The organism is Bartonella sp. AP4SXKL (assembly GCF_042195845.1).
Lineage (GTDB): Bacteria > Pseudomonadota > Alphaproteobacteria > Rhizobiales > Rhizobiaceae > Bartonella.
In genome coordinates this window covers 251,513-273,571 of the sequence record NZ_JBHIPA010000002.1, presented here as the reverse complement: position 1 = coordinate 273,571, position 22,059 = coordinate 251,513, and the positions used below count along the sequence as shown (strand labels likewise).

At 38.0% G+C, this 22,059-nt stretch carries 20 protein-coding genes; 15 read left to right on the top strand and 5 right to left on the bottom strand.

Annotation, left to right across the window (positions count from 1 at the left end; genetic code table 11):
* Positions 1-77 precede the first annotated feature (77 nt).
* Positions 78-605, top strand: a complete 528-nt coding sequence (locus ACFIMI_RS02300) for a DUF6101 family protein (protein WP_375628324.1) — start codon at positions 78-80, stop codon at positions 603-605.
* A gap of 1,084 nt (positions 606-1,689) precedes the next feature.
* On the opposite strand, the gene purD is transcribed toward ACFIMI_RS02300, so the two are convergent.
* Positions 1,690-2,964, bottom strand: a complete 1,275-nt coding sequence (gene purD / locus ACFIMI_RS02295; protein ID WP_375611117.1) for a phosphoribosylamine--glycine ligase — start codon at positions 2,962-2,964, stop codon at positions 1,690-1,692.
* A gap of 90 nt (positions 2,965-3,054) precedes the next feature.
* Between purD and ubiA the strand changes: the two genes are divergently transcribed.
* Positions 3,055-4,059, top strand: a complete 1,005-nt coding sequence (gene ubiA / locus ACFIMI_RS02290) for a 4-hydroxybenzoate octaprenyltransferase (protein WP_375692205.1) — start codon at positions 3,055-3,057, stop codon at positions 4,057-4,059.
* Positions 4,060-4,296: 237 nt separating this feature from the next.
* On the opposite strand, the gene pdxH is transcribed toward ubiA, so the two are convergent.
* Complete coding sequence (gene pdxH, locus ACFIMI_RS02285) at positions 4,297-4,920, bottom strand: pyridoxamine 5'-phosphate oxidase (RefSeq protein ID WP_375611119.1); 624 nt, start codon at positions 4,918-4,920, stop codon at positions 4,297-4,299.
* A gap of 325 nt (positions 4,921-5,245) precedes the next feature.
* Between pdxH and ACFIMI_RS02280 the strand changes: the two genes are divergently transcribed.
* From ACFIMI_RS02280 to ACFIMI_RS02245, 8 genes are all read left to right on the top strand, one after another.
* Positions 5,246-6,151, top strand: coding sequence for a DnaJ C-terminal domain-containing protein (locus tag ACFIMI_RS02280; protein ID WP_375611120.1), 906 nt, complete (start codon positions 5,246-5,248; stop codon positions 6,149-6,151).
* A 127-nt stretch (positions 6,152-6,278) separates the two neighbouring features.
* Positions 6,279-7,097 (top strand): enoyl-ACP reductase FabI, encoded by an 819-nt coding sequence (gene fabI, locus ACFIMI_RS02275; protein ID WP_273787904.1) that lies wholly within the window; start codon positions 6,279-6,281, stop codon positions 7,095-7,097.
* Between the two features lie 148 nt (positions 7,098-7,245).
* Positions 7,246-8,334 (top strand): chorismate synthase, encoded by a 1,089-nt coding sequence (gene aroC / locus ACFIMI_RS02270; protein ID WP_375613029.1) that lies wholly within the window; start codon positions 7,246-7,248, stop codon positions 8,332-8,334.
* 15 nt (positions 8,335-8,349) lie between these two features.
* Positions 8,350-9,453: a 3,4-dihydroxy-2-butanone-4-phosphate synthase gene (gene ribB / locus ACFIMI_RS02265; RefSeq protein ID WP_375692204.1), complete on the top strand. Its 1,104-nt coding sequence runs from the start codon at positions 8,350-8,352 to the stop codon at positions 9,451-9,453.
* Positions 9,454-9,460: 7 nt separating this feature from the next.
* Entirely contained in the window at positions 9,461-9,715 is a 255-nt protein-coding gene (locus tag ACFIMI_RS02260) for an exodeoxyribonuclease VII small subunit (RefSeq protein WP_375611123.1), read from the top strand.
* A gap of 240 nt (positions 9,716-9,955) precedes the next feature.
* A complete protein-coding gene (gene dxs / locus ACFIMI_RS02255; RefSeq protein WP_375675020.1) occupies positions 9,956-11,863 on the top strand; it encodes a 1-deoxy-D-xylulose-5-phosphate synthase in 1,908 nt (635 codons plus the stop codon).
* Positions 11,864-11,879: 16 nt separating this feature from the next.
* On the top strand, positions 11,880-12,623 hold the full coding sequence (locus ACFIMI_RS02250; RefSeq protein ID WP_375613026.1) for a TlyA family RNA methyltransferase: 744 nt from the start codon (positions 11,880-11,882) through the stop codon (positions 12,621-12,623).
* Positions 12,620-13,873, top strand: coding sequence for a class I SAM-dependent RNA methyltransferase (locus ACFIMI_RS02245; protein WP_375638051.1), 1,254 nt, complete (start codon positions 12,620-12,622; stop codon positions 13,871-13,873). Before ACFIMI_RS02250 ends, ACFIMI_RS02245 begins: the two co-directional genes overlap by 4 nt.
* Positions 13,874-14,431: 558 nt before the next feature.
* Here ACFIMI_RS02245 and tldD read toward each other — a convergent pair.
* Together tldD and ACFIMI_RS02235 are read right to left on the bottom strand one after the other, a co-directional pair.
* Positions 14,432-15,856, bottom strand: a complete 1,425-nt coding sequence (tldD, locus tag ACFIMI_RS02240) for a metalloprotease TldD (RefSeq protein ID WP_375611127.1) — start codon at positions 15,854-15,856, stop codon at positions 14,432-14,434.
* Positions 15,857-15,966: 110 nt separating this feature from the next.
* Positions 15,967-16,506 carry an invasion associated locus B family protein gene (locus tag ACFIMI_RS02235; RefSeq protein WP_375628307.1) on the bottom strand — a complete coding sequence of 180 codons (540 nt, stop codon included), beginning with the start codon at positions 16,504-16,506 and terminating at the stop codon, positions 15,967-15,969.
* A 344-nt stretch (positions 16,507-16,850) separates the two neighbouring features.
* Here ACFIMI_RS02235 and cyoE point away from each other — a divergent pair, with 344 nt between their 5' ends.
* The 4 genes from cyoE (at position 16,851) to rnhA (ending at position 20,456) form a co-directional block, all read left to right on the top strand.
* On the top strand, positions 16,851-17,786 hold the full coding sequence (cyoE, locus tag ACFIMI_RS02230; RefSeq protein WP_375613023.1) for a heme o synthase: 936 nt from the start codon (positions 16,851-16,853) through the stop codon (positions 17,784-17,786).
* Between the two features lie 182 nt (positions 17,787-17,968).
* On the top strand, positions 17,969-19,024 hold the full coding sequence (gene ispH, locus ACFIMI_RS02225; RefSeq protein ID WP_375611130.1) for a 4-hydroxy-3-methylbut-2-enyl diphosphate reductase: 1,056 nt from the start codon (positions 17,969-17,971) through the stop codon (positions 19,022-19,024).
* Positions 19,024-19,983 (top strand): homoserine kinase, encoded by a 960-nt coding sequence (locus tag ACFIMI_RS02220; RefSeq protein WP_375613022.1) that lies wholly within the window; start codon positions 19,024-19,026, stop codon positions 19,981-19,983. Before ispH ends, ACFIMI_RS02220 begins: the two co-directional genes overlap by 1 nt.
* A 5-nt stretch (positions 19,984-19,988) precedes the next feature.
* Positions 19,989-20,456: a ribonuclease HI gene (rnhA, locus tag ACFIMI_RS02215; protein ID WP_375613021.1), complete on the top strand. Its 468-nt coding sequence runs from the start codon at positions 19,989-19,991 to the stop codon at positions 20,454-20,456.
* Between the two features lie 26 nt (positions 20,457-20,482).
* On the opposite strand, the gene ACFIMI_RS02210 is transcribed toward rnhA, so the two are convergent.
* The gene (locus ACFIMI_RS02210; RefSeq protein WP_375628302.1) at positions 20,483-21,361 is read right to left on the bottom strand and encodes a protein-disulfide reductase DsbD domain-containing protein; all 879 of its coding nucleotides are present in this window, start codon (positions 21,359-21,361) and stop codon (positions 20,483-20,485) included.
* Positions 21,362-21,432: 71 nt separating this feature from the next.
* On the opposite strand from ACFIMI_RS02210, the gene ACFIMI_RS02205 reads away from it, so the two are divergent.
* On the top strand, positions 21,433-22,017 hold the full coding sequence (locus tag ACFIMI_RS02205) for a YqgE/AlgH family protein (protein WP_375613019.1): 585 nt from the start codon (positions 21,433-21,435) through the stop codon (positions 22,015-22,017).
* Positions 22,018-22,059: the final 42 nt, after the last annotated feature.

The following is a 22,059-nucleotide window of genomic DNA, read 5'->3' as shown; positions in this document are numbered from 1 at the left end:
ATTCAAACTTTTAATAATCCAATGAGAAAAAGCTGCTAAAGGGTGTATGTTATTTAAGATAAATTGGGATAATGTATATGGCTAATCAATGCTTTAATCAGGCAAAAGCGGTGCTTGAATTTCGGTTAGATCCGTGCCATTTGCCACAAACGACGACATATTTTTCATCCAAAACGGGTAATCAGGTTATTTGTTCGTTAAATGAGCGTGGTGTTTCTTTTAAAACGGATATGCCTTCAAGCTTATCGCATTTAATACCCCCTTATCATTTTCAAGGAATTGCAGCACGTACCGTAAAAACGCGTTCAGGAGAAAGAGCTGTTGCATTAGAATTACTTCATGCCGATGAGGAAGCTTGTATACCGCTTTTGGTTTCCAGAGATTTGAATAATGTTCTTCTGGATTGGCGGTTATGGGCGGATACTTATGGCCTTCCCATGCTTATGATCAATGAAGATAATCGCATTCTGGTTGTAAAAGATCGTTCTGATTTACATCGATTTTTTGGTACAACAGCACATTCTAAACAAAAGCATTTTTTACTTCGTTATAGCAATCCGTTAGGCTTGCGTTTGGTGATTGCGAATCGAATTGCACTCCAGTAAATTAACATGCATTCATTTTTGTACGACCGTCAGCATTTATCTTGTTGTGCTGTAAAACATCGTTGTTTGGGGAGGTAACATAAGGCATGTAAACTTCACACATGAAGTGTTTTTAGAAGATATGGCGAATATTCTAAGTTTGCTTGTAGGTCTTTGTGTAAGTGCAGCATATGAGTGGGAAGCAAGAGGAACCCGCTTAATGAGAATTCAGACCTTTACAGACGGGATTTGGTGTGACTTTTGGTTCTTGAAAACAAAGAGAAAGTCAATGATTGTAAATGAGAGTTTTTTGACACCATACATTGGCAGCAGGAATCGATGATGTAGAACGCTTTTTTCAGAGAGGTAAAAACGGTTTTCATAACAATAGAAACTGTTTTTTTGCGGTATAATTTTGGGTTTTTGCCACATTATTAAAAACACCAGAAGATTACTGGGAGTGTTTTTGAATTTTTTTTATAAATCATTTCTCCATGTTGAATGAAAGCTTTGAATATTGCAGAATATTCTTATTTCATCTCTCTTTTATAATCAAAATCATTTAGATAGAAAGGGTTATCGTAATATTGAGAATTGGAAAATACAATGATGGTATAGGTTTTTATTTTTATTCCAGAAAGCTGGCAGAATGGATTTATACTATTTGCAGGTAGTGTCGTAAAATGGGAATGATAAGCATGAGAGATATTGTTTAAGAATTTGTATGTGAATAACATAACTATCTTTTTTTGGCATTTTATTTTTCGTAAAAGCGGAGTTTCACTAAAAACGCGATAAATAAAAGAAATGATAGTATATACGTTTTTCCTCAGGATTTTATAAGAAAGAAAGTGTTTATAAAAATGATGAGAAAATGCGTTTAAAGTAAAGACAACAGTAAAATGATTATTTTATATTACATCTTCAGATTCAGAAAATTTTCCTATTTTATCATGAGTAGATATCCTATTTACAATATTTGATTGTTCAAAGGAAAGCACACTTATTTTTTCAAAATTATGGTCAACGTAAAACAGTGAGAAAATTTGTGTGTCATGCTCTTATATAAGATAAGAAAATCGTAAAAAAAGAATATTCAAAGGATTTAATTTTCTCGCGCAACGGCTCTCCATCCGATATCTCGACGAACAAAACCTTCTGGCCAATCAATAAAATCAACAGCTTCATAAGCACGTTTTTGTGCATGCGTAATCGTTTTTCCTGTTGCAGTTATATTGAGTACACGTCCACCATTTGCAATGAGTTCTCCATCACGCAACACTGTACCAGCTTGAAAAACTTTCACATCGGGAAGAGTGTTTACTTGATCAACGTTACGGATAACAGTACCTTTTTGGGGAGAGTCTGGATAACCATTAGCAGCCATAACAACGGTGAGAGCTGTTTTTTCAGACCACCGAAGAGGCTTATTTTCGAGTTTTCCTTGAGCTGCAGCAAGAAAAATTGGCAAAATATCATCTTTGAGGCGCATCATTAAAACTTGACATTCAGGATCACCGAATCGTACGTTAAATTCAATTAATTCGGGTCCTTTTTGCGTTATCATTAATCCGACGAAGAGAATACCTTTAAAGGGGGCGCCCATTTCTTTCATGCTTATTAAAGCTGGTTCAACAATTTCTTTGAGAGTACGATTCACTATTTCTTGGGTCATGATGGGCGCTGGTGAATAAGCACCCATACCACCGGTGTTTGCTCCAGTATCCCCATCACCTACACGTTTATGATCTTGAGCAGATCCAAAAGGAAGAGCAAGTTTACCATCACAAAGGCAGAAGAAGCTTGCTTCTTCACCTTCAAGAAAAGATTCTACAACAATTTTGTTTCCTGCATCTCCAAATGTACTTTTGAAGCAGGCATCAACTGCGTTAAACGCTTCTTCCATAGTTGTTGCAACCACGACACCTTTGCCAGCTGCTAAGCCATCAGCTTTAATAACAATGGGAACACCTTGTTGCTGAATGTAAGCTTTAGCTTTAGAGGCATCATTAAAGCATTGGTAACTTCCTGTAGGAATGTTATTCTTCCGACATAAATCTTTTGTAAAGGCTTTTGAACCTTCTAGTTGAGCAGCTTTTTGAGTAGGACCAAATACACATATGTTAGCGCTATTAAGAGAGTCTGTTATACCCGCCACCAAGGGTGCTTCTGGTCCTACAATTACAAGATCAATAGAATGTGCTTTACAAAAATCAATAACAAGGGGATGGTCATCAATGTTCAAATTAATATTTTCACCAAATTCTGTTGTTGCAGGATTTCCAGGAGCACAATATAACTTTGTTAGCAGTGGTGATGCTGCTATTTTCCATGCTAAAGCATGTTCTCGTCCACCTGAGCCAATAAGAAGAATATTCATTGCTTGCTCCTCTCATAAAAGATAATTAATCTCATCCCCTTCTCATAAGAATGAAATGTCTCTATCGCAAGACCAAAGGTAAATCATTTGATGAAAAAAAATAAAAATATCGCGCATGTTCAGTCCTATGATAGCCAAGGACGGGTTATGGATGCATCTTCCAAACAATGGGTCTACAGCTTCCTTCCCCGTTCTTTATGGTTTTATGCGCAATTGGCGCGTTGGGATCGGCCTATCGGTTGGCAATTGTTGATGTGGCCTTGTTTTTGGTCAACAACAATGGCTTTTTTCTCTTATAACATGCATTACGATACTCTTTTATCAATGTTTCTTCATTGGGTTTGGTATCTTTTTCTTTTTTTTCTGGGGTCTATTGCTATGCGAGGGGCAGGATGTACTTGGAATGATCTTATTGACCATAAAATTGATGCTCAGGTAGAAAGGACACGTTCTCGCCCATTGCCGACAGGTCATGTGAGTCGGTTGCAAGCAAGAGTTTTTATACTTGTGCAATGTTTAGTTGGTTTAGTTGTTTTATCACAATTTAATAGGTTTAGTTTTTTTCTAGGTATTTCGTCATTGATAGCTGTTGCATTTTATCCTTTTATGAAACGCGTAACATATTGGCCGCAGTTTTTTTTAGGCGTTGCATTTAATTGGGGGGCATTAATGGGGTGGGCTGTTATCTTTGGAAGTTTAAGCTGGGCACCAATCTTGCTTTATGTGGGATCAATTTTGTGGACCATAGGATACGACACAATCTACGCACATCAAGATAAAGAAGATGACATTACTGTTGGTGTCCGTTCTACGGCTCTTCTTTTTGGTAAAGCAACCAAGCGTGCTTTAGTATTTTTGTATGGTGGTTTTGTGATGTTCGTTAGTCTAGCATTTTATTTAGCTGGAGTTCCTGTTCTTAGTTTTTTGGGGATTTTTGTGGCAAGCATCCATATGTTTATTCAAATTAAAGTCATTGATATAGATGATAGTTCACAATGCCTTAGGCTTTTCAAATCTAATTCGCTTATTGGTTTTGTGATTTTTGCTGGTTTAGTATGTGGGGGTATATGGATGATATTTTATCCTGCGGTCTAAAAATAAGTTAGCTAAAATCATAGTTTCTACTGAATACAGTATGTTTTTTTTAATAAGCTTGTTGCTAATCTACTTTTAAGCAATACAGTAGAAAATATCACCAATTAACCTTTACAGTGAAAATAAAATTCTTCTATTTAAATAAAATAAATCATCTTCTTTTAGAATTTTTCGAATAAAAAATATTTGTTTAATTGTTGCGAAGAAAAAATCTTCATAACGATGAAGTTTGAAGGATTAGGGATAAAGTTTTTGTCTTTTCCAATCGCTGTGTTCAACACAATCCCGTGTAAAAAGCAGACGATCATGTAAACGAAATGGGCGATCGCACCAGAACTCTATAGAAAGGGGTTTAACACGAAACCCAGACCAATAAGGTGGTCGTGGAATATTGCCTAGAGCATAACGCGCAGTATATTGAGCAATTGCTTTTTCGAGCACAAAACGATTGTCTAAAGGTTGAGATTGTTTAGAGGCCCATGCACCAATTCGACTACCACGTGGTCGCGATTGGAAATAGGCATCGGCTTCCTGTTGACTTACTTTTTCAACGATTCCTCTAATTCTGACTTGACGACGGAGTGATTTCCAATGAAAACCTAAGGATGCTTTCATTGATTTTAAAATTTCTTGTCCTTTACAGCTTTCATAATTGGTATAGAAGACGAATCCTTGGGGACTGTAGTCTTTGAGGAGAACCATACGAACATTAGGGAGTCCTGTTTCGTCAACTGTTGCTAATGCCATAGCATTCGGATCATTTATTTCACTTATCGTTGCCTCTTCAAGCCACTTTGCGAAAAGTTCAAAAGGTTTTTGCATTTTCATAAAATGATCATCTGTTGGTATTTTTGTGCTCATAGTTTCTCCAAATATCAGTGAGCATGGGTGAGGCATTTTCTCATTTACTTTATCATCAAGACGTTACAGTACTATTTTTTCTTATTTTCAAAAAGCCAATGCTATCGTGTATTTCTATGGTAGTATAATTATTTTTACTTTAGCATAGACTACAAGGAGCTATATTAAATAAATGTCTCATTTTATCTGGTATTTTAGTTTATTGATAGACATATAAAGAGAAAAGAAGAAATTATTCTTTAGAATAGACTGATGAAGCTATAAGGGATATTGAACAACGTATCAGTTGATATTTTGAAAACGAAGAAATTGAAAAGAGGGCAATATGCGTGATCCCTACACGATTCTGGGTGTGGCACGTACCGCAAAATCGCAAGAGATTAAATCGGCATTTAGAAGATTAGCGAAGAAATATCATCCAGACCATAATAAAGATGATACAAAGGCTAAAGAGAAATTTGCTGAAATTAATCAAGCCTATGAAATTATAGGTGATAAAGATAAAAAGGCACAATTTGACCGCGGTGAAATTGATATGGAAGGAAAACCGCTTTATCAAGCCTATGGTGCTGGTGAAAATTTTAGCAATAAACAAAATCCCTTTTCAGGAAGAGCAAAGGGATTTGATTTTTCCTCTTCAGGTGGTGCAAGTTTTGATGCGAGTGATATTTTTCGGGATCTGTTTGGAGGAGGTGGTAGCTTTTCGAATTCCACACACTATAACCGTCCCCAACAAGGAGCACATGTTCGTGCTAATCTTGCCATAACATTAGAGCAGATGGTTGGCGCAGAAAAGGTGGAAGCTGTTTTTCCAAATGGAAAAAAGTTAAAAATTAAACTGCCAGATTATATTGAAGACGGACAGACTATTCGTTTAAAAGGTCAGGGAGAAGAGGTACCTCACGGGCAAGCAGGAGATGCGTTAATAACCATTCAGATTCAAAAACATCCTCGTTTTCGGGTTGAAGGAAGAGCACTCCATCTTGATTTACCAGTTTCTCTTAAACATGCTGTTTTGGGAGCAAAAGAAGAAGTTGAGACGTTGGAGGGGCGTGTGGTTTTAACGATTCCTGCGTGGTCAAGTTCTGATCGCGTTTTACGGTTGAAAGGGAAAGGGCTTCGTTTAAAAAATGGTACAAGAGATGATCTTTATGTGCATGTTCGCATTATGTTGCCGGGAGATGAAAATACCGCCGCACTAGAACAGTTTTTGCAAATGCAACAAGATTAATTTTAAAAATTTTATATATAAAAGCGTAGTTTTTGTTTGATTTTAAACCAATTGCTTGAAGAAAAAGTTGACCTGTGTCATAGGCAGGTGAATAATACTAATTTTAAGTAACAATGGGGCAGTGCTGATGGCTAAGGGTAATGGTTTATTGTACGGTAAGCGTGGTTTAATTTTGGGGTTGGCCAATAATCGCTCCATCGCTTGGGGAATCGCTAAAGCGGCAAGTAGCGCAGGGGCAGAGCTTGCTTTTACCTATCAGGGTGAAGCAATGAAAAAGCGTGTCGAGCCTTTGGCTGAAGAATTAAAGGGATTTGTTTGTGGACATTGTGATGTTTCTGACAGTGTCTCTATTGATACGGTCTTTAGAGAAATAGAGAAGAAATGGGGAAAACTTGATTTTTTAGTTCATGCTATTGGTTTTTCTGATAAAGATGAATTAAGTGGTCGTTATATTGATATCAGCGAATCAAATTTTATGATGACCATGAATATTTCCGTTTATTCCCTAACAGCTCTAACGAAGCGTGCAGAAAAATTGATGCCAGATGGTGGTTCAATCTTGACACTAACCTATTATGGTGCAGAAAAGGTTGTTCCCAATTATAATGTAATGGGGGTTGCCAAAGCCGCTCTTGAAGCGAGCGTGAAATATTTAGCGGTAGATTTAGGTCCCCAAAATATTCGTGTTAATGCTATATCTGCTGGACCAATTAAAACGTTAGCGGCTTCTGGTATTGGTGATTTTCGTTATATTTTAAAATGGAATGAATATAATGCTCCATTACGTCGTACGGTAACAATTGAAGAGGTTGGTGATTCTGCGCTTTATTTTCTTTCAGATTTGTCTCGTTCTGTTACCGGTGAAGTCCATCATGTTGATTCGGGTTATAATATCATAGGTATGAAAGCAGTTGATGCACCAGACATTTCTGTCGTTAAAGAATAAAGTTTGGTTTATAAGATTTTATTAGACAGCAGTAATTTGACCAAATTTAAGGTGTCCAAGAGTATTTGGGAGAAAAGAGCTGTTTTGTGTATAGCACACAACATACGTTATCGTTGTATATATTTGACAGAGAAATGGATCTTTTTTCATGTCGCATAATACATTTGGTCATTTGTTTCGTGTAACAACATGGGGTGAAAGTCATGGTGCTGCTCTTGGTTGTGTCATTGATGGTTGTCCACCTGGAATTATTTTTACTCTTGCAGAAGTTCAAGCTTATCTTGATAAACGCAAGCCAGGACAATCAAAATACACAACGCAGCGCCGAGAACCAGATGAAGTAGAGGTCCTTTCAGGAGTTGTTGTTCAAGACGATGGAACGACATTGGTGACAACAGGTACACCAATTTCTCTGTTGATTCGAAACACAGATCAACGCTCTCAAGATTATGGAGCAATTGCTCATCAGTATCGTCCAGGACATGCGGATTATACTTATGATATTAAATATGGCATTCGTGATTTTCGAGGCGGGGGACGTGCTTCGGCACGGGAGACGGCAGCACGTGTTGCAGCAGGTGCATTTGCTCGTAAAATCGTTCCTGGTTTGATTGTACGAGGAGCAGTGATAGCAATTGGTCCTCATAATATTAATCGTGATCGTTGGGATTGGTCAGAGGTCGATAATAATCCTTTTTTTACAGCTGATGCAGAGATGGTTCAAATTTTTAGTGACTATATCAGTAAACTCCGTAAAGAGGGGACATCTGTTGGTGCGGTTGTTGAGATCGTTGCAGAAAATGTTCCGGCAGGTTTAGGAGCCCCTATTTACGCAAAGCTTGATCAAGATATTGCCTCGTTACTTATGTCGATTAATGCGGTAAAAGGTGTGGAAATTGGTGATGGTTTTGCGGCAGCCCGCTTGAGGGGAGAAGAAAATGCGGATGAAATGCGAATGGGAAATGATGGAAAACCGCTTTTTTTATCAAATCATGCGGGAGGTATTTTAGGGGGAATATCGAGTGGACAGCCAATTGTTGCGCGTTTTGCTGTAAAGCCTACTTCATCAATTTTAACACCTCGTCGTTCCATTGATGTTGATGGTCATGATATAGACGTTATAACAAAGGGACGTCATGATCCATGTGTTGGGATTCGTGCCGTTCCTGTTGGTGAAGCGATGGTTGCTTGTGCTATTGCTGACCATTATCTAAGACATCGCGGTCAAGTTGGGTGATTGAAAAGGTGAACAATGGCGTATGATGAAAAAAAAATTGTTTCTGCACTTAAAGCTTTTGAACGCGGTGAAATTGTTGTGGTGACAGATGATGATGACCGTGAAAATGAGGGTGATTTAACTGTTGCTGCAGCGCATTGTACAGAAGAAAAGATGGCGTTTATTCTTCGTCACACAACAGGTATTGTGTGCACACCTATGCCAAAAAAAGAAGCAAAACGGTTTAATCTTTCTCCTATGGTACCAGATAATAACTCTGTACATGGGACGCAATTTACGGTTACTGTTGATTTTAAACACGGCATAACAACAGGGATCTCAGCACATGACCGTACATTAGCTGTACGTAATCTTGCGAATTCAAATGCAAGTGCGGATGATTTTGTTCGTCCAGGGCATGTTTTTCCTTTAATTGCGCATGAAGGGGGAGTGCTCATGCGTTCAGGTCACACGGAGGCCGCTGTTGATTTATGTAAATTAGCTAATTTGCCGCTGGTTGGTGTTATCGGTGAGTTAGTTAATGATGATGGAAGCGTTAAACATGGCGATCAGATTATGAAATTTGCGCAAGAACATCGGTTGCATATTATAACGGTTGCAGATTTAATTGCTTACCGCCAACGTAAGGAAATATTGATCAAGCATGTTGGAGAAATGCCTATTGAAACATTCGTAGGTCCCGCTATTGTTCAAAGTTATCAACTCCCTTGGGAAGTCGTTCAGCATATTGCAATTGTTTTTGGTGATGTCCGTGAGGGTGAGAATATTCCTGTGCATTTACATCATGAAAACATTATAAGTGACGTTTTTTGTCAAACTTCAGATATTATGGTGATGATGCGGCGTATGATGGAAAAAGAAAAACGTGGCGTATTTATTTATTTGCGTGAAGGATCTGTTATACAATCAACTGTTGGTATTCAAAACATGACAAGAAACAGTTCAGAAAACCATGTGCAGGCGATTGCACGCGAAGAAGAATGGCGCAAAATTGGTTTAGGATCACAAATTTTAAAATATTTAGGAATAGGCTCTGTTATTGTTTATGCTGCTAAAGAGCATCATTATGTAGGTTTGGAAGGTTTTGGAGTTCGTATATCCAGAACAGATATTTTTTGAGGTTCATATGAAAAAAGAGATACAAGAGGGGGATATTACGACCTTAAGCTTTGAGCAAGCGCTTAAGCAACTTGAAGTTATTGTCGAAAATTTGGAACGTGGCGATGTGCCTTTGGAACAATCCATTGATATTTATGAACGCGGTGAAGCGCTTAAAAAGCATTGTGAAAAACTCTTAAGAGTTGCTGAAGCTAAAGTTGAAAAAATCCAGCTTTCAGAAGAAGGTTTTCCAGAAGGAGTGGAACCACTTGATGCTAAATAATTTAAATCTTTTTGGATATTTATTGTGGGACTTAAGAGAAGCAATAACCTTAGTTTATAAACAGAAAGTTTTATTGATTTCTTTTTTATAAAATAAGTTAAAAATGAGGAAATTATAGCTCATCTCAAATAGAAAAGAGCATTTTCAGTAAAAAAGATGCAAAACTGTAAATAAAAGAGTAGAGAAGATATATTTTTATCATTGTGTTTTCTTGAGTTAAGATAATAGGAAGGATTTTTTTTGTCTCAGGTCTTAACACCATTGCTTGACCGTGTTTGTTTTCCGCAAGATTTGCGGGCATTACCTGAGTCTGATTTGGTACAGTTGGCTGATGAGTTGCGGACCGCAACAATTGATGCGGTTTCTGTAACAGGTGGTCATCTTGGGGCGGGACTTGGTGTTGTTGAGCTCACTGTTGCATTACATTATATTTTTAATACACCAGAGGATAGGATTATTTGGGATGTTGGTCATCAAACCTATCCACACAAGATTTTAACGGGGCGTAGAGAAAAAATTCGCACATTACGTCAGGAGGGCGGATTATCTGGTTTTACAAAACGTTCAGAAAGTGTGTATGATCCATTTGGAGCGGGGCATTCGTCTACTTCTATTTCAGCGGGGCTTGGTATGGCAGTGGCAAGTGCTTTGAAAGTAGAGACAAGACGCAATATCATAACTGTCATTGGTGATGGTGCAATGTCTGCGGGCATGGCTTATGAAGCCATGAACAACGCTGGTGCTTTGAATGCACGCTTGATTGTTGTTCTTAATGATAACGATATGTCTATAGCACCACCTACAGGTGCTATGAGTGCACATCTTGCACGATTAGTGTCTCGTCCTTCTTATCGTCATTTGCGTGAACGCGTAAAGATGTTGAGCGAAAAATTGCCAAAGTTTTTTTTGGATAAAGCTCGTCGTTCAGAGGAATTTGCGCGTGGCCTTTTGGTTGGGGGAACTTTATTTGATGAGCTTGGCTTTTATTATGTTGGACCCATAGATGGGCACAATTTGGGGCATTTATTGCCTGTTTTTAAAAATGTTCGTGAATATCCTAATGGTCCTGTTTTGGTGCATGTTGTAACCCATAAGGGAAAGGGATATCCACCTGCAGAGGCCTCGTCTGATAAATATCATGGTGTTAATCGTTTTGATGTCACGACAGGAAAACAGGTAAAAGCATCAAGTAATATTCTACCCTATACCAAGGTATTTTCTAAAGCTTTAATAGAAGAAGCTCGCCATGATGATAAGATTGTTGGCATAACAGCAGCGATGCCAACAGGGACAGGCCTTGATTCTTTTGCGAAAAAATTTCCTGAAAAAATGTTTGATGTTGGTATCGCTGAGCAACATGCCGTAACTTTTGCGGCAGGACTTGCTTGTGAAGGGTATAAGCCTTTTGTTGCAATTTATTCTACTTTTTTACAGCGTGCTTATGATCAAATTATTCATGATGTATCAATTCAAAAATTACCGGTACGTTTTGCTATTGACCGAGCAGGTTTTGTGGGGGCAGATGGTGCAACACATGCTGGAAGTTTTGATATTGTTTTTTTGGCCACTCTTCCTGAGTTTGTTGTTATGGCACCTTCTGATGAGCTTGAACTGATGCATATGGTGCGTACAGCTGCAGCTTATGATCAGGGACCAATTTCTTTTCGTTATCCGCGTGGTGAGGGGATTGGTATAGATTTACCGCAACGTGGTGAGTTATTAGAAATTGGAAAAGGGCGCGTTCTGCGTGAAGGAAATAGAATCGCTTTGGTTTGTTTTGGAACGCGGATGTCAGAAGTGTTGCAAGCTGCTGATGCGTTGGAGGCTGAAGAATTGTCTACAACGGTTGCAGATGCACGGTTTGCAAAACCTTTAGATAAAGATTTGATGCGTCGTTTGGCACGTGAGCATGAGGTATTGGTGACAATTGAAGAAGGGGCAATCGGTGGATTTGGAGCGCACATATTACAATTTTTAGCGCAAGAAGGGCTCTTAGAGCATGGTTTGAAAGTTCGTACACTAAAATTTCCTGATGAATATTTGAATCATGGTTCACCAGAAAAAGTTCTTTCACGTGTCGGACTTGACGCTATGGGTATTTTAAACACGGTTTTTGCTGTTTTGGGACGCGAGATTCGAACAGGATAGAAAATTCGAGTATGAGATGGCTTCCAGAAAAAGACTCGATATTTTTTTAGTTGAAAAAAACTTTTTTACGACACGTTCACGCGCACGTGATGCAATTATGCGCCAAACTGTTAAAGTTAACGGAGAAATCGTTTTTAAAGCTGGGCAAATCGTTTTTGATGATGCAGAGATTACCGTTTGTGATCCAGCGCAGAATTATGTTTCTCGGGCAGCGTTAAAATTGATTGCTGCACTTGATGCATTTCCAATTGTAACGGACAAAGTGACAGCCATTGATGTTGGTGCATCAACAGGTGGTTTTACGCAAGTTCTCTTAGAGCGTGGAGCAGATCATGTCATTGCCGTTGATGTTGGGCATCATCAATTTGATAAACGTTTATTGGGCAACAGTGCTATAACGTTATTAGAAGGCTTGAATGTCAGAGATTTTAAACAGGAACATTTAGGTGGGCGAGAAATTGATCTTATCGTTTCAGATGTTAGCTTTATTTCGCTCAAACTTGCGTTGCCTCCCGTGTTGTCTTTAGCCAAGAAGGGTGCCCAAGCTGTTTTACTGGTAAAGCCTCAGTTTGAGGTTGGTCGTAAACACTTTAGTAAGGGAGGAATATTAAGTCCATCAAGTGCTAAAGAAACTGCTGAGGCGCTTTTTGTTTGGTTAAATACACAAACAGGGTGGAGTGCAAAAGGTTTAATTTCTTCCCCTATTACAGGTGGTGATGGCAACGTGGAATATTTACTATTCGGAGAAAAACAAGAGTGAATGACAATGTCATAATCGATCATATCGGAGCAAATGGTTATGGTATTGCTAAGACGTCTCACGGCTTCGTTTCTGTTCCTTTTACTTTACCAGGAGAGTGTGCTGAAATTACTGTTCATGGAAAATATGCAACATATATAACATTAAAAGAAAAATCATCAGAACGCATTGATACTCTTTGTCAGCATTTTGGAGAATGTGGAGGGTGTACTCTTCAGCATTGGCATATGGATGCTTATCGCGTATGGAAACAACAATTGGTTGTTGAGGCGCTTAAAAAGTATGGACTTAATAATGTTGTTGCGCCTTTAATAGAATGTAAACCTTATAGCCGACGGCGGATTACTCTAACAGCATCCATGACCCCACAGGGGCAAAAAGTTGGTTTTAACCGTTATCTCTCTCATGAGATTGTAGCTCTTGAGGAATGCCCAGTAAGCCGTCCAGAGCTTATTTCTCAGTTGCATAATATCAGAGAGCTCTGTGCTTTTCTAAAGAGCTCTGCCAAACGGTTTCATGTTACGATAACATGTGTTGAAAATGGTTTAGATGTTGCTTTAAGCGGTTGCATTATACACCATGAATCACTTCGTCAGAGAATGATCAGTGCTGCTCTTTCATATGGGATTATACGTTTATCTGTTGACGGTGAAGTTTTGGTTGAACGAGAAAAACCAGAGATTTACTTTGGAGATGTCCGTGTTGAATTTCCTTCTGGTGGTTTTCTGCAAGCAACTTGTGAAGCTGAAAATATAATGGGCAATATTATTTTGACTCATTTAAAAAAAGCAAAGAATGCTGTTGATTTGTTTTCAGGGGTAGGAACATTTACCTTGCGTATGGCAAAAAAGATGAATGTTCATGCAGTAGAAAATAATGAAGATGCATTAAGAAATCTAAATACAGCAGCACGTTTTGCGACTGGTTTAAAAACGGTCACTTGTGAAAAACGTGATCTTTTCCGACATCCCCTTTCTGTAAAGGAACTTGAATGTTTTGAGAGTGTTGTTTTTGATCCTCCCCGTGCTGGTGCAGAGCAACAAGTACGTGAATTAGCGAAGACAACAGTATCACGTGTTGTGGCAATTTCTTGTAATCCTACTACATTTGCTCGTGATTTATCTCTTCTTGTTGCAGGGGGGTATACAGTAGAAAAAATCATACCGATTGATCAATTTTTATGGTCACCACATGTCGAAGTTGTTGCTGTTTTGAGCAAAAAGAAAAAAAAGAAAGGTTGGAAACTTTAGCCTGAAAGTTTTTTAATACTATGAAGATTTTTTAAAAGTTGACCTGTGTATTATTATAAAATTTCTCCAAAATTTATCTATAATAATAACCTTTTTCTCGTTGAGCTAAGAGCACTGAATGTAGAAAGTGCTTTTTTCTTTTAAGCTTTTTTATTATGAAATATAAAAGACAAGTTACCCCACACAAAAAAACCACACAAAAGACTAATATCTTACGAAAAAGATGTGTCTGAATAAGCCTGTGCCGTCGTTATATTTGCCATCCCCTAATGTTTCTTAAAACTCTTGGTACTTGAGACGGCCCATAAGAGGAATCTTTAGTCTTTTCTTGTACAGTTTTTATCCATATAACTCTCCCCGCCTGTAACGTATAAACGAATGATTTTGATTGATCCAACAGACACAGATTTAAAATGAGAGAATCTTGCGGTATTCAAGGTTCTAATACAATATGAATAACGCTAGATTATCTTTATAAATCAATTCATTGTAATCTCCCCCTCACAAAATGGTCATAATAGACGAGAAGGAGGCAATACTGGGAAGGAATGAGCAAGCTTATTCCTCTATAAGCGCAGTTCCACCGATTGTCATATTATTGATTCGAAGATGAGGTTGACCAACACCAACAGGGACATTTTGCCCTGCTTTTCCGCACATACCAATACCATTATCTAGTTTACTATCATTACCAATCATTGTGATACGTTTCATAGCATCCGGTCCATTTCCAATAAGAGTTGCACCTTTGATTGGTGCACAAATTTTGCCATTTTCTACTCGGTATGCTTCAGTACATTCAAAGACGAATTTTCCGGAAGTAATATCAACTTGTCCTCCACCAAATGAAACAGCATAGATACCACTTTTAAGTGAAGAAAGGATTTCTTCAGGTGTTTTATCTCCTCCTAGCATGATTGTATTGGTCATTCGTGGCATTGGTGCATAAGCATAAGATTCACGCCGTCCATTTCCAGTTGATTTACCTCCCATAAGCCGTGCATTAAGTCTGTCTTGCATAAAACCAACGAGTTTTCCATCTTCAATGAGAACGTTATATCCTGAAGGGGTCCCCTCATCATCGACAGTGAGAGAGCCACGGCATTGTGGAATTGTTCCATCATCAACAACTGTAACACCTTTTGCTGCAACTTGTTGTCCTAAAAGTCCAGCAAAAGCCGATGTTTTTTTACGGTTAAAGTCACCTTCTAAACCATGACCTACGGCTTCATGGAGCATAACACCAGGCCATCCGTTAGCTAAGACAACATCAAAAGATCCAGCAGGTGCTGCTTCTGCTTCTAAATTTGTTAAAGCCATACGTAAGGCTTCATCCGCGGCTTTTTTCCAATTGTCTTCATGAATAAATTGGTTAAATGCTTGTCTCCCTCCACATCCATAAAAACCATTTTCACGACGATTGCCTTCAGCTGCGACCACAGATATAGAAAGTCGCACAAGGGGACGAATATCACGAACCAAATAACCATCTGCACGTAAAATTTCAACATGTTGTAGCGAGCCGGAAAGAGAAACAGTCACCTGATGCAATTTATCATTTTTAGCACGTAAATAGGCATCAATTTTTTGCAAAAGAGCACTTTTTTCTTCAAATGATGGAGCATCAAGGGGATTATGCGGTTGATAAAGCCTTTTGTTTGTTTGTTGAGGTGCTATGCTATAAGTCCCTGCATGATTATTATAGGTAACAGCTTTAGCAGCTTCACTGGCACGTTTGAGTGCAGCAGCTGATAACTCACTAGAGTGAGCATATCCAGTAGCCTCTCCAGCAACAACGCGTAGTCCAAATCCCATATCTTGATGAAATGAGCCGTTTTTAAGCTGTCCATTATCAAATAAAAGAGCTTCGCTTTCTGTGTACTCAAGGTAAAGCTCACCATCATCAGCATGATGAAGTGTTTCCTGTATAAGTGATTGCACTTTAGAGGAAGCAATATCAAAATGATCAATCAGCGATTTCATAAGAATTATCCTATTTTTATGGGGGCTCAGAAGATTTTTATCAATCTAATTTTAAGAATCTTTCAAAATATACGATGAGATTTTGATTGTTTAAAATGTATTGATTTCATTCATGTCGGTAAGGTTGCATAGGCGTCGCCAAGACCATGAAGGTCAACAAAACCTCCAATCCCTTGTTCCGGAGTTGTAAAGATAAAATAGGTTGCCATTTTTCCTTTTAAAAAGAGCTGCAATATGTCTTCTTTAAGAAAGGCTTCAGCAACACAATTATCACCAAGACAACGACGATATTCCATTCTGCCCATATTTTTATCGTCAATTTTAATTCCAACGCCAGGACGTAATTCAACGCGAATCGGAACAAAAACACGCATCAAAGCACCTTGCTTTTGAGGAAGTTTATAAAATGTAACGCGCAAGGTAATATCTTGACGCCCTTGTGTGTGAACGTTTTGTACAACTTCACACTGTATGTTAGGTGTACCTGGTGGTAGAGAACACACTTTTGTCCATGCACCATAGGTTTGCGGAGCAGGGACATCTTGTGCATAGGGTGTTTGTGCAAATGCATGACTGATAAAACTACTATAAAGCGTGTAAAGAACAGCACCAATAAAAAAAGTTTTTTTGAGTAATTTATAAAGTATCACAGAAAATCCTATCCGACTCAACACCCACAACCATGCATAGATTTACATAAAAAAATGAATTCCCCATAAAAAACCATAACACAAAATCAGTATTTACCCAAATATATTAATTCATATGATATATTTTTATGATACATTTGTAATGTGGAGAGAACGTTGATTGAAAAAATGTATTTTTATTGCCAATATTTCCATTTACTTTTAGGGGATACGTGCGAAAGAGATATTTCATATTTTCTCAAAAATACGATTGGTCTTAATGGGTCATTTCCATACGCTAGATAATATTTGTCAGATAATATTGGATTTGTGAATGACAGAAATGGAAAAGGGCTTTGAGTGGAATGTCAGTTTCAGAAGAGTTATCGGTTGTGAATGGTAAATCAACGCCACCAAAATCCGGTATTGGTGATTACATCACATTATTAAAGCCACGTGTTATGTCTCTTGTGGTCTTTACGGCTCTGGTTGGTTTGCTTGTATCGCCTGTTCCTATCAATCCGTGGTATGGTTTTTTAGCAATTTTATGTATTGCTGCTGGTGGCGGTGGTGCGGGAGCACTGAACATGTGGTATGATGCTGACATTGATGCTGTGATGGAACGGACTAAAAAGCGTCCTATTCCCATGGGTAAAATCAGCTCCCAAAAGGCATTTATTTTTGGCATGGTTCTTTCTATGCTCTCGGTATTGGTTATGGGGAGCTTCATTAATTGGTTTGCGGCATTTTTTCTTGCGTTTACGATTTTCTTTTATGTCGTTATCTATACAATTTGGTTAAAGCGTATCACACCACAAAATATTGTTATTGGTGGTGCTTCTGGGGCTTTTCCACCAATGATTGGATGGGCCGTGACAACAGGGACAGTGAGTATTGATAGCTTTTTATTATTTTTAATCATTTTTATGTGGACCCCCCCTCACTTTTGGGCTCTTTCTTTATTTTCATCTCTTGATTATGAGGCTGCAGGTATCCCTATGATGCCTAATGTACGAGGTGAACATTCAACAAAAAAACAGATTTTATTTTATACTGTTTTGATGGCATTGTGTGCTGCTGCTCCTTGCTTTACTGGTCTTGGCGGAATTTTTTATGGTATTTTTTCAACAATTTTAAGCATTATCTTTATTTATTTTGCCTATCGTTTATGGAAAGCTGATACACATAATGAAACTATTTTGATGGCCAAAAAAACGTTTTTCTTTTCGTTACTTTATTTGGCAGCTATCTTTGGAATTCTTTTGATTGAATCTCTTGTTTGGTATTTTATCGCTCTTTAGTTGCGTAAAATGAAAGAGCAAATTTTAAAAGAGCTTTTCTTCAAGAAAATGCTGTAAGAAAACACGATAGAGTGTGTTCTTATGCAAAAGATGATATTGCACGTTTTTTTACATTGCTTATTCATGTATAATAATAGGTTGTTTGAATATATAGCTAAAACTATAGAGATTAAGGATGATTTATGTCTGGACTTCCCCCTTTAACGATACGTCTTTGTGGTCCACGTGGATTTTGTGCAGGGGTTGATCGTGCTATCCAGATTGTTCTGCTTGCATTAAAAAAATATGGTGTTCCAGTATATGTTCGTCATGAAATTGTACACAACCGCTACGTAGTTGAGGGATTACAGCAACGGGGTGCTGTTTTTGTCGAAGAACTTAATGAGATTCCAGAAGAACATCGCAATCAACCAGTTGTTTTTTCTGCTCATGGTGTACCAAAATCTGTTTCAGAAGAAGCACGATACTATAATTTGTTTTATCTCGACGCAACATGTCCGTTGGTCTCGAAAGTTCATAAACAAGCGATACGACATCAACGTCATGGTCGTCATGTTATATTGATTGGTCATGCTGGTCATCCTGAGGTGATAGGGACAATGGGACAGCTTGAAGAAGGGGTTGTGACGCTTATTGAAACGATAGAAGATGCTTTGCATTATCAACCCAATGATCCAGATAAATTAGGATTTGTTACACAAACAACGCTTTCTGTTGAAGATACTGCAGGAATTATCGATATATTACAACAACGTTTTCCTACATTAGCAGCACCAGCGGCTGAATCAATTTGCTATGCTACAACGAATCGACAAGATGCGGTTAAAGCAGCGGCAAAGGGGAGTGATTTGTTTTTGATTGTTGGAGCACCAAACTCTTCTAATTCACGACGTTTAGTAGAGGTTGCCGAAAAGTCTGGTGCGCGGCAAGCTATTTTAGTTCAGCGCGCTGATGAAATTAATTTTGAAAACCTAAAATCTCTTTCTATAGTCAGTCTTTCAGCAGGGGCTTCGGCTCCTGAAATTATTATTGATGAAATTATTTCAGCATTTCGTGAGCGTTATGATGTCACAATAGAATTAGCTGAAACAGTGGTAGAAACGGAAAAATTTTTAGTGAGTCGCGAATTACGCGACGTCATTTTAACGTCTCAAGATATGGCTTTCGTTAATGGTCAAGCAAATAATGCAAAAAATGAAAATCAGAATACAGACATGTCTACAACGAAAGCAGAATAATGGCCGTTTATACAGATATTCACCCAAATGATTTAAAAGTGTTTTTAACACGTTATGCAATAGGATCACTTTTGTCTTATCAAGGTATAGAAGAGGGGATTGAAAATTCTAATTTTATGTTAGAGACAACACAAGGGCGATTTATTTTAACACTTTATGAAAAGCGTATTTCAAAAGATGATTTACCTTTTTTTTGTCGCTTGATGCAGCATTTAGGACAGCGTGGAATTCCTTGTCCTCAACCTGTTATTCAAAATGATGGAATGATGATCTGTGAACTAGCAGGACGTCCTGCTGCTATTATTACTTTTCTGGAAGGAGAGTGGATCCGCCAGCCCAATATAGATCATTGTGGCGAAGTGGGGACGGGGTTAGCACAATTACATTTAGCAGGACAGGATTTTACACTCAGTCGTAAAAATACTCTTTCTGTTATGGATTGGAAGGTATTGTGGCAACGTTGTCAAACCAAAGAAGATGCATTGTTAAAAGAATTTGGACAAAAAATTGAGTTGGAATTGGCTTTTTTACAGGAAAATTGGCCATGTAATTTACCAATAGGCATTATTCATGCAGATTTATTTAATGATAACGTTTTTTTTGTGAATCATCGTCTTTCTGGGATGATAGATTTCTATTTTGCTTGTAATGACTTTTTTGCTTATGATTTAGCGATCTGTTTAAATGCTTGGTGCTTTGAGCCTGATCATTCCTATAATCTTACCAAAGCACGTAAGTTATTGGAAAATTATCAAAAAATAAGACCATTGATCCCTTTAGAATTGGACAAGATGGTCTTATTAGCTCGTGGTGCATCTCTACGTTTCTTACTCACACGTCTATATGATTGGTTTAATACACCGCCTAATAGCTTTGTTATTAAGAAAGATCCATGGGAGTATTGGCACAAGCTTTGTTTTTTCAGTAATGTAAATTCGCTAAGTGAATTAGGTTTTTAAATTTTATGGCAACTCAACAAAAAGTCGTTGAAATTTATACAGATGGTGCTTGCTCAGGGAATCCTGGAGTTGGAGGATGGGGAGCAATTTTACGCTGGAATGGTCATGAACGGGAGCTTTATGGCGGTAAGATCCATACGACAAACAATCAAATGGAACTCATGGCGGCAATTTGTGCATTAAAGGCGCTTAAAGAGCCCTGTTTGGTCGATCTTTATACAGACTCAGTTTATGTACGTAACGGTATATCTAAGTGGATTGAAGATTGGAAAAAGAATAATTGGCGCACTGCATCAAAAAATCCTGTTAAAAATATGGAGCTATGGCAAGCTCTTGAGGATGCTAGTTCTTGTCATACAGTTAGATGGCACTGGGTAAAAGGGCATGCGGGACATCCAGAAAATGAACGCGCAGATGCCCTTGCTCGCAAAGCAATTACTCAATATCGTGAAAATGGACGTTTTCCAGCATAATTGCTTTTTGAGAGCTTTTTCTTTTATCACGGAGACGCAAGAGGGGTTGGCTGCGTATGGAATATGAATGTTCCACTTAAGGCGTGATCTTTAAAAGCAACTGTATAAAAAATTTTTTGGTTTATTTCTTCTGGTGTGAAATAGAGTGGAGCACTGAAGAGTGTATATTCTGCGTTATCACTGACTTTTCTTGCTGCTCCAATTTGCATTTCTCCTCCATCTAAAAAGAGAGAGGAAGGAGTGGTTTTGTTGTTATTTTGTATTTTTATAAGAAGGGTACTATTATTTTTTTCAGCACTTATTTTTAGTGCATTCTGCGTCATGCGGGGCAAAGAATTTTGCGCCTTTTTTAAGAAGGAAGCAGGAAGCTGTTTATTTTTAAGAGCAGATGGCGAAAAATCAAAGTTAACAGTAAATGGAAGACAGATTTTGTGACATAATCCAAGAGTGAAAGCACCACTTAAATTTTTGCTTGAACCAGAAAGATTGAAGGGCAATATTACTTTATCTTTATAACCTAATGACCAATCATTTTCTGTTTCAAAAAGCTGTGGAGTAGGATAAAAGATTTCATAAGAAATCTGTTGGTTGAAATTAAAAAATGGTGCCATGCCAGAATTACCTGGATTACGCCAGTAAGTTTTCCATCCTGGTTTAAGCTCAATTTCAATAATGCCTTCTCTTATTCCAGAAAGAGAAGGTTCAGTGATCGCTAATCGGATACGACCACCATCTGATTCATACCAAGATGTTGCGAAAAGCTGGAGTTTTTGTTCTGTTTGAGCATTTACAGGAATGTTAAGTAATTCTAAAACTATGAATGTTAAGCTTAAAGTAACTAAAAGCTTTTTATAAAAGAAAGTTGCGATATTTTGTAAATTTGTAAATATATAACTTTTTTTCATTGGAGTTTTATTTTCCTAGTGTGCTAAATGAACAAATTTTTATCATGTCAATTATGGAGAATAACAGATTAATGAAGCGGTGTAATGGCTTTTTAGGTGGACAATTACTCATAGCAATGCCTGGGATGAATGACAAACGCTTTATTCGTTCTGTTATTTATATTTGTGCGCATTCTGATGCCGGTGCGATGGGCATCATTCTCAATCAATTGCATCACATTGATTTTCCAGAGCTTTTGCTTCACTTAGGAATCATAGACAGTGGCCAAAAAAAAAGTCTTTCTGAACCAATAAAACAGTTTCCAGTTCGCTATGGTGGTCCTGTTGATCCTTCGCGTGGTTTTGTCCTTCATTCAGATGATTATGCTTGTGAAGAAACTGTTTTTATTGCGGATAAGATCTGTTTTACTGCGACAATTGATATATTAAAAGCGATCAGTTGCGAACAAGGTCCGCAACATGCACTGGTCGCATTAGGCTATGCTGGATGGAAAGCGGGGCAACTTGAGGCAGAAATTTCTACAAATGGTTGGCTAATCAGTTCTACATCACCTAGTTTTCTTTTTGAAAGCGATTTAAGCTGCAAGTATGATAAAAGTTTAACACGCATGGGTATCGATCCAACTTATCTTGCTTCTGAAATGGGACACGCGTAGAGTTTTTTCTAAGCTTTTTAACTTTACACGTTATTTTATCCC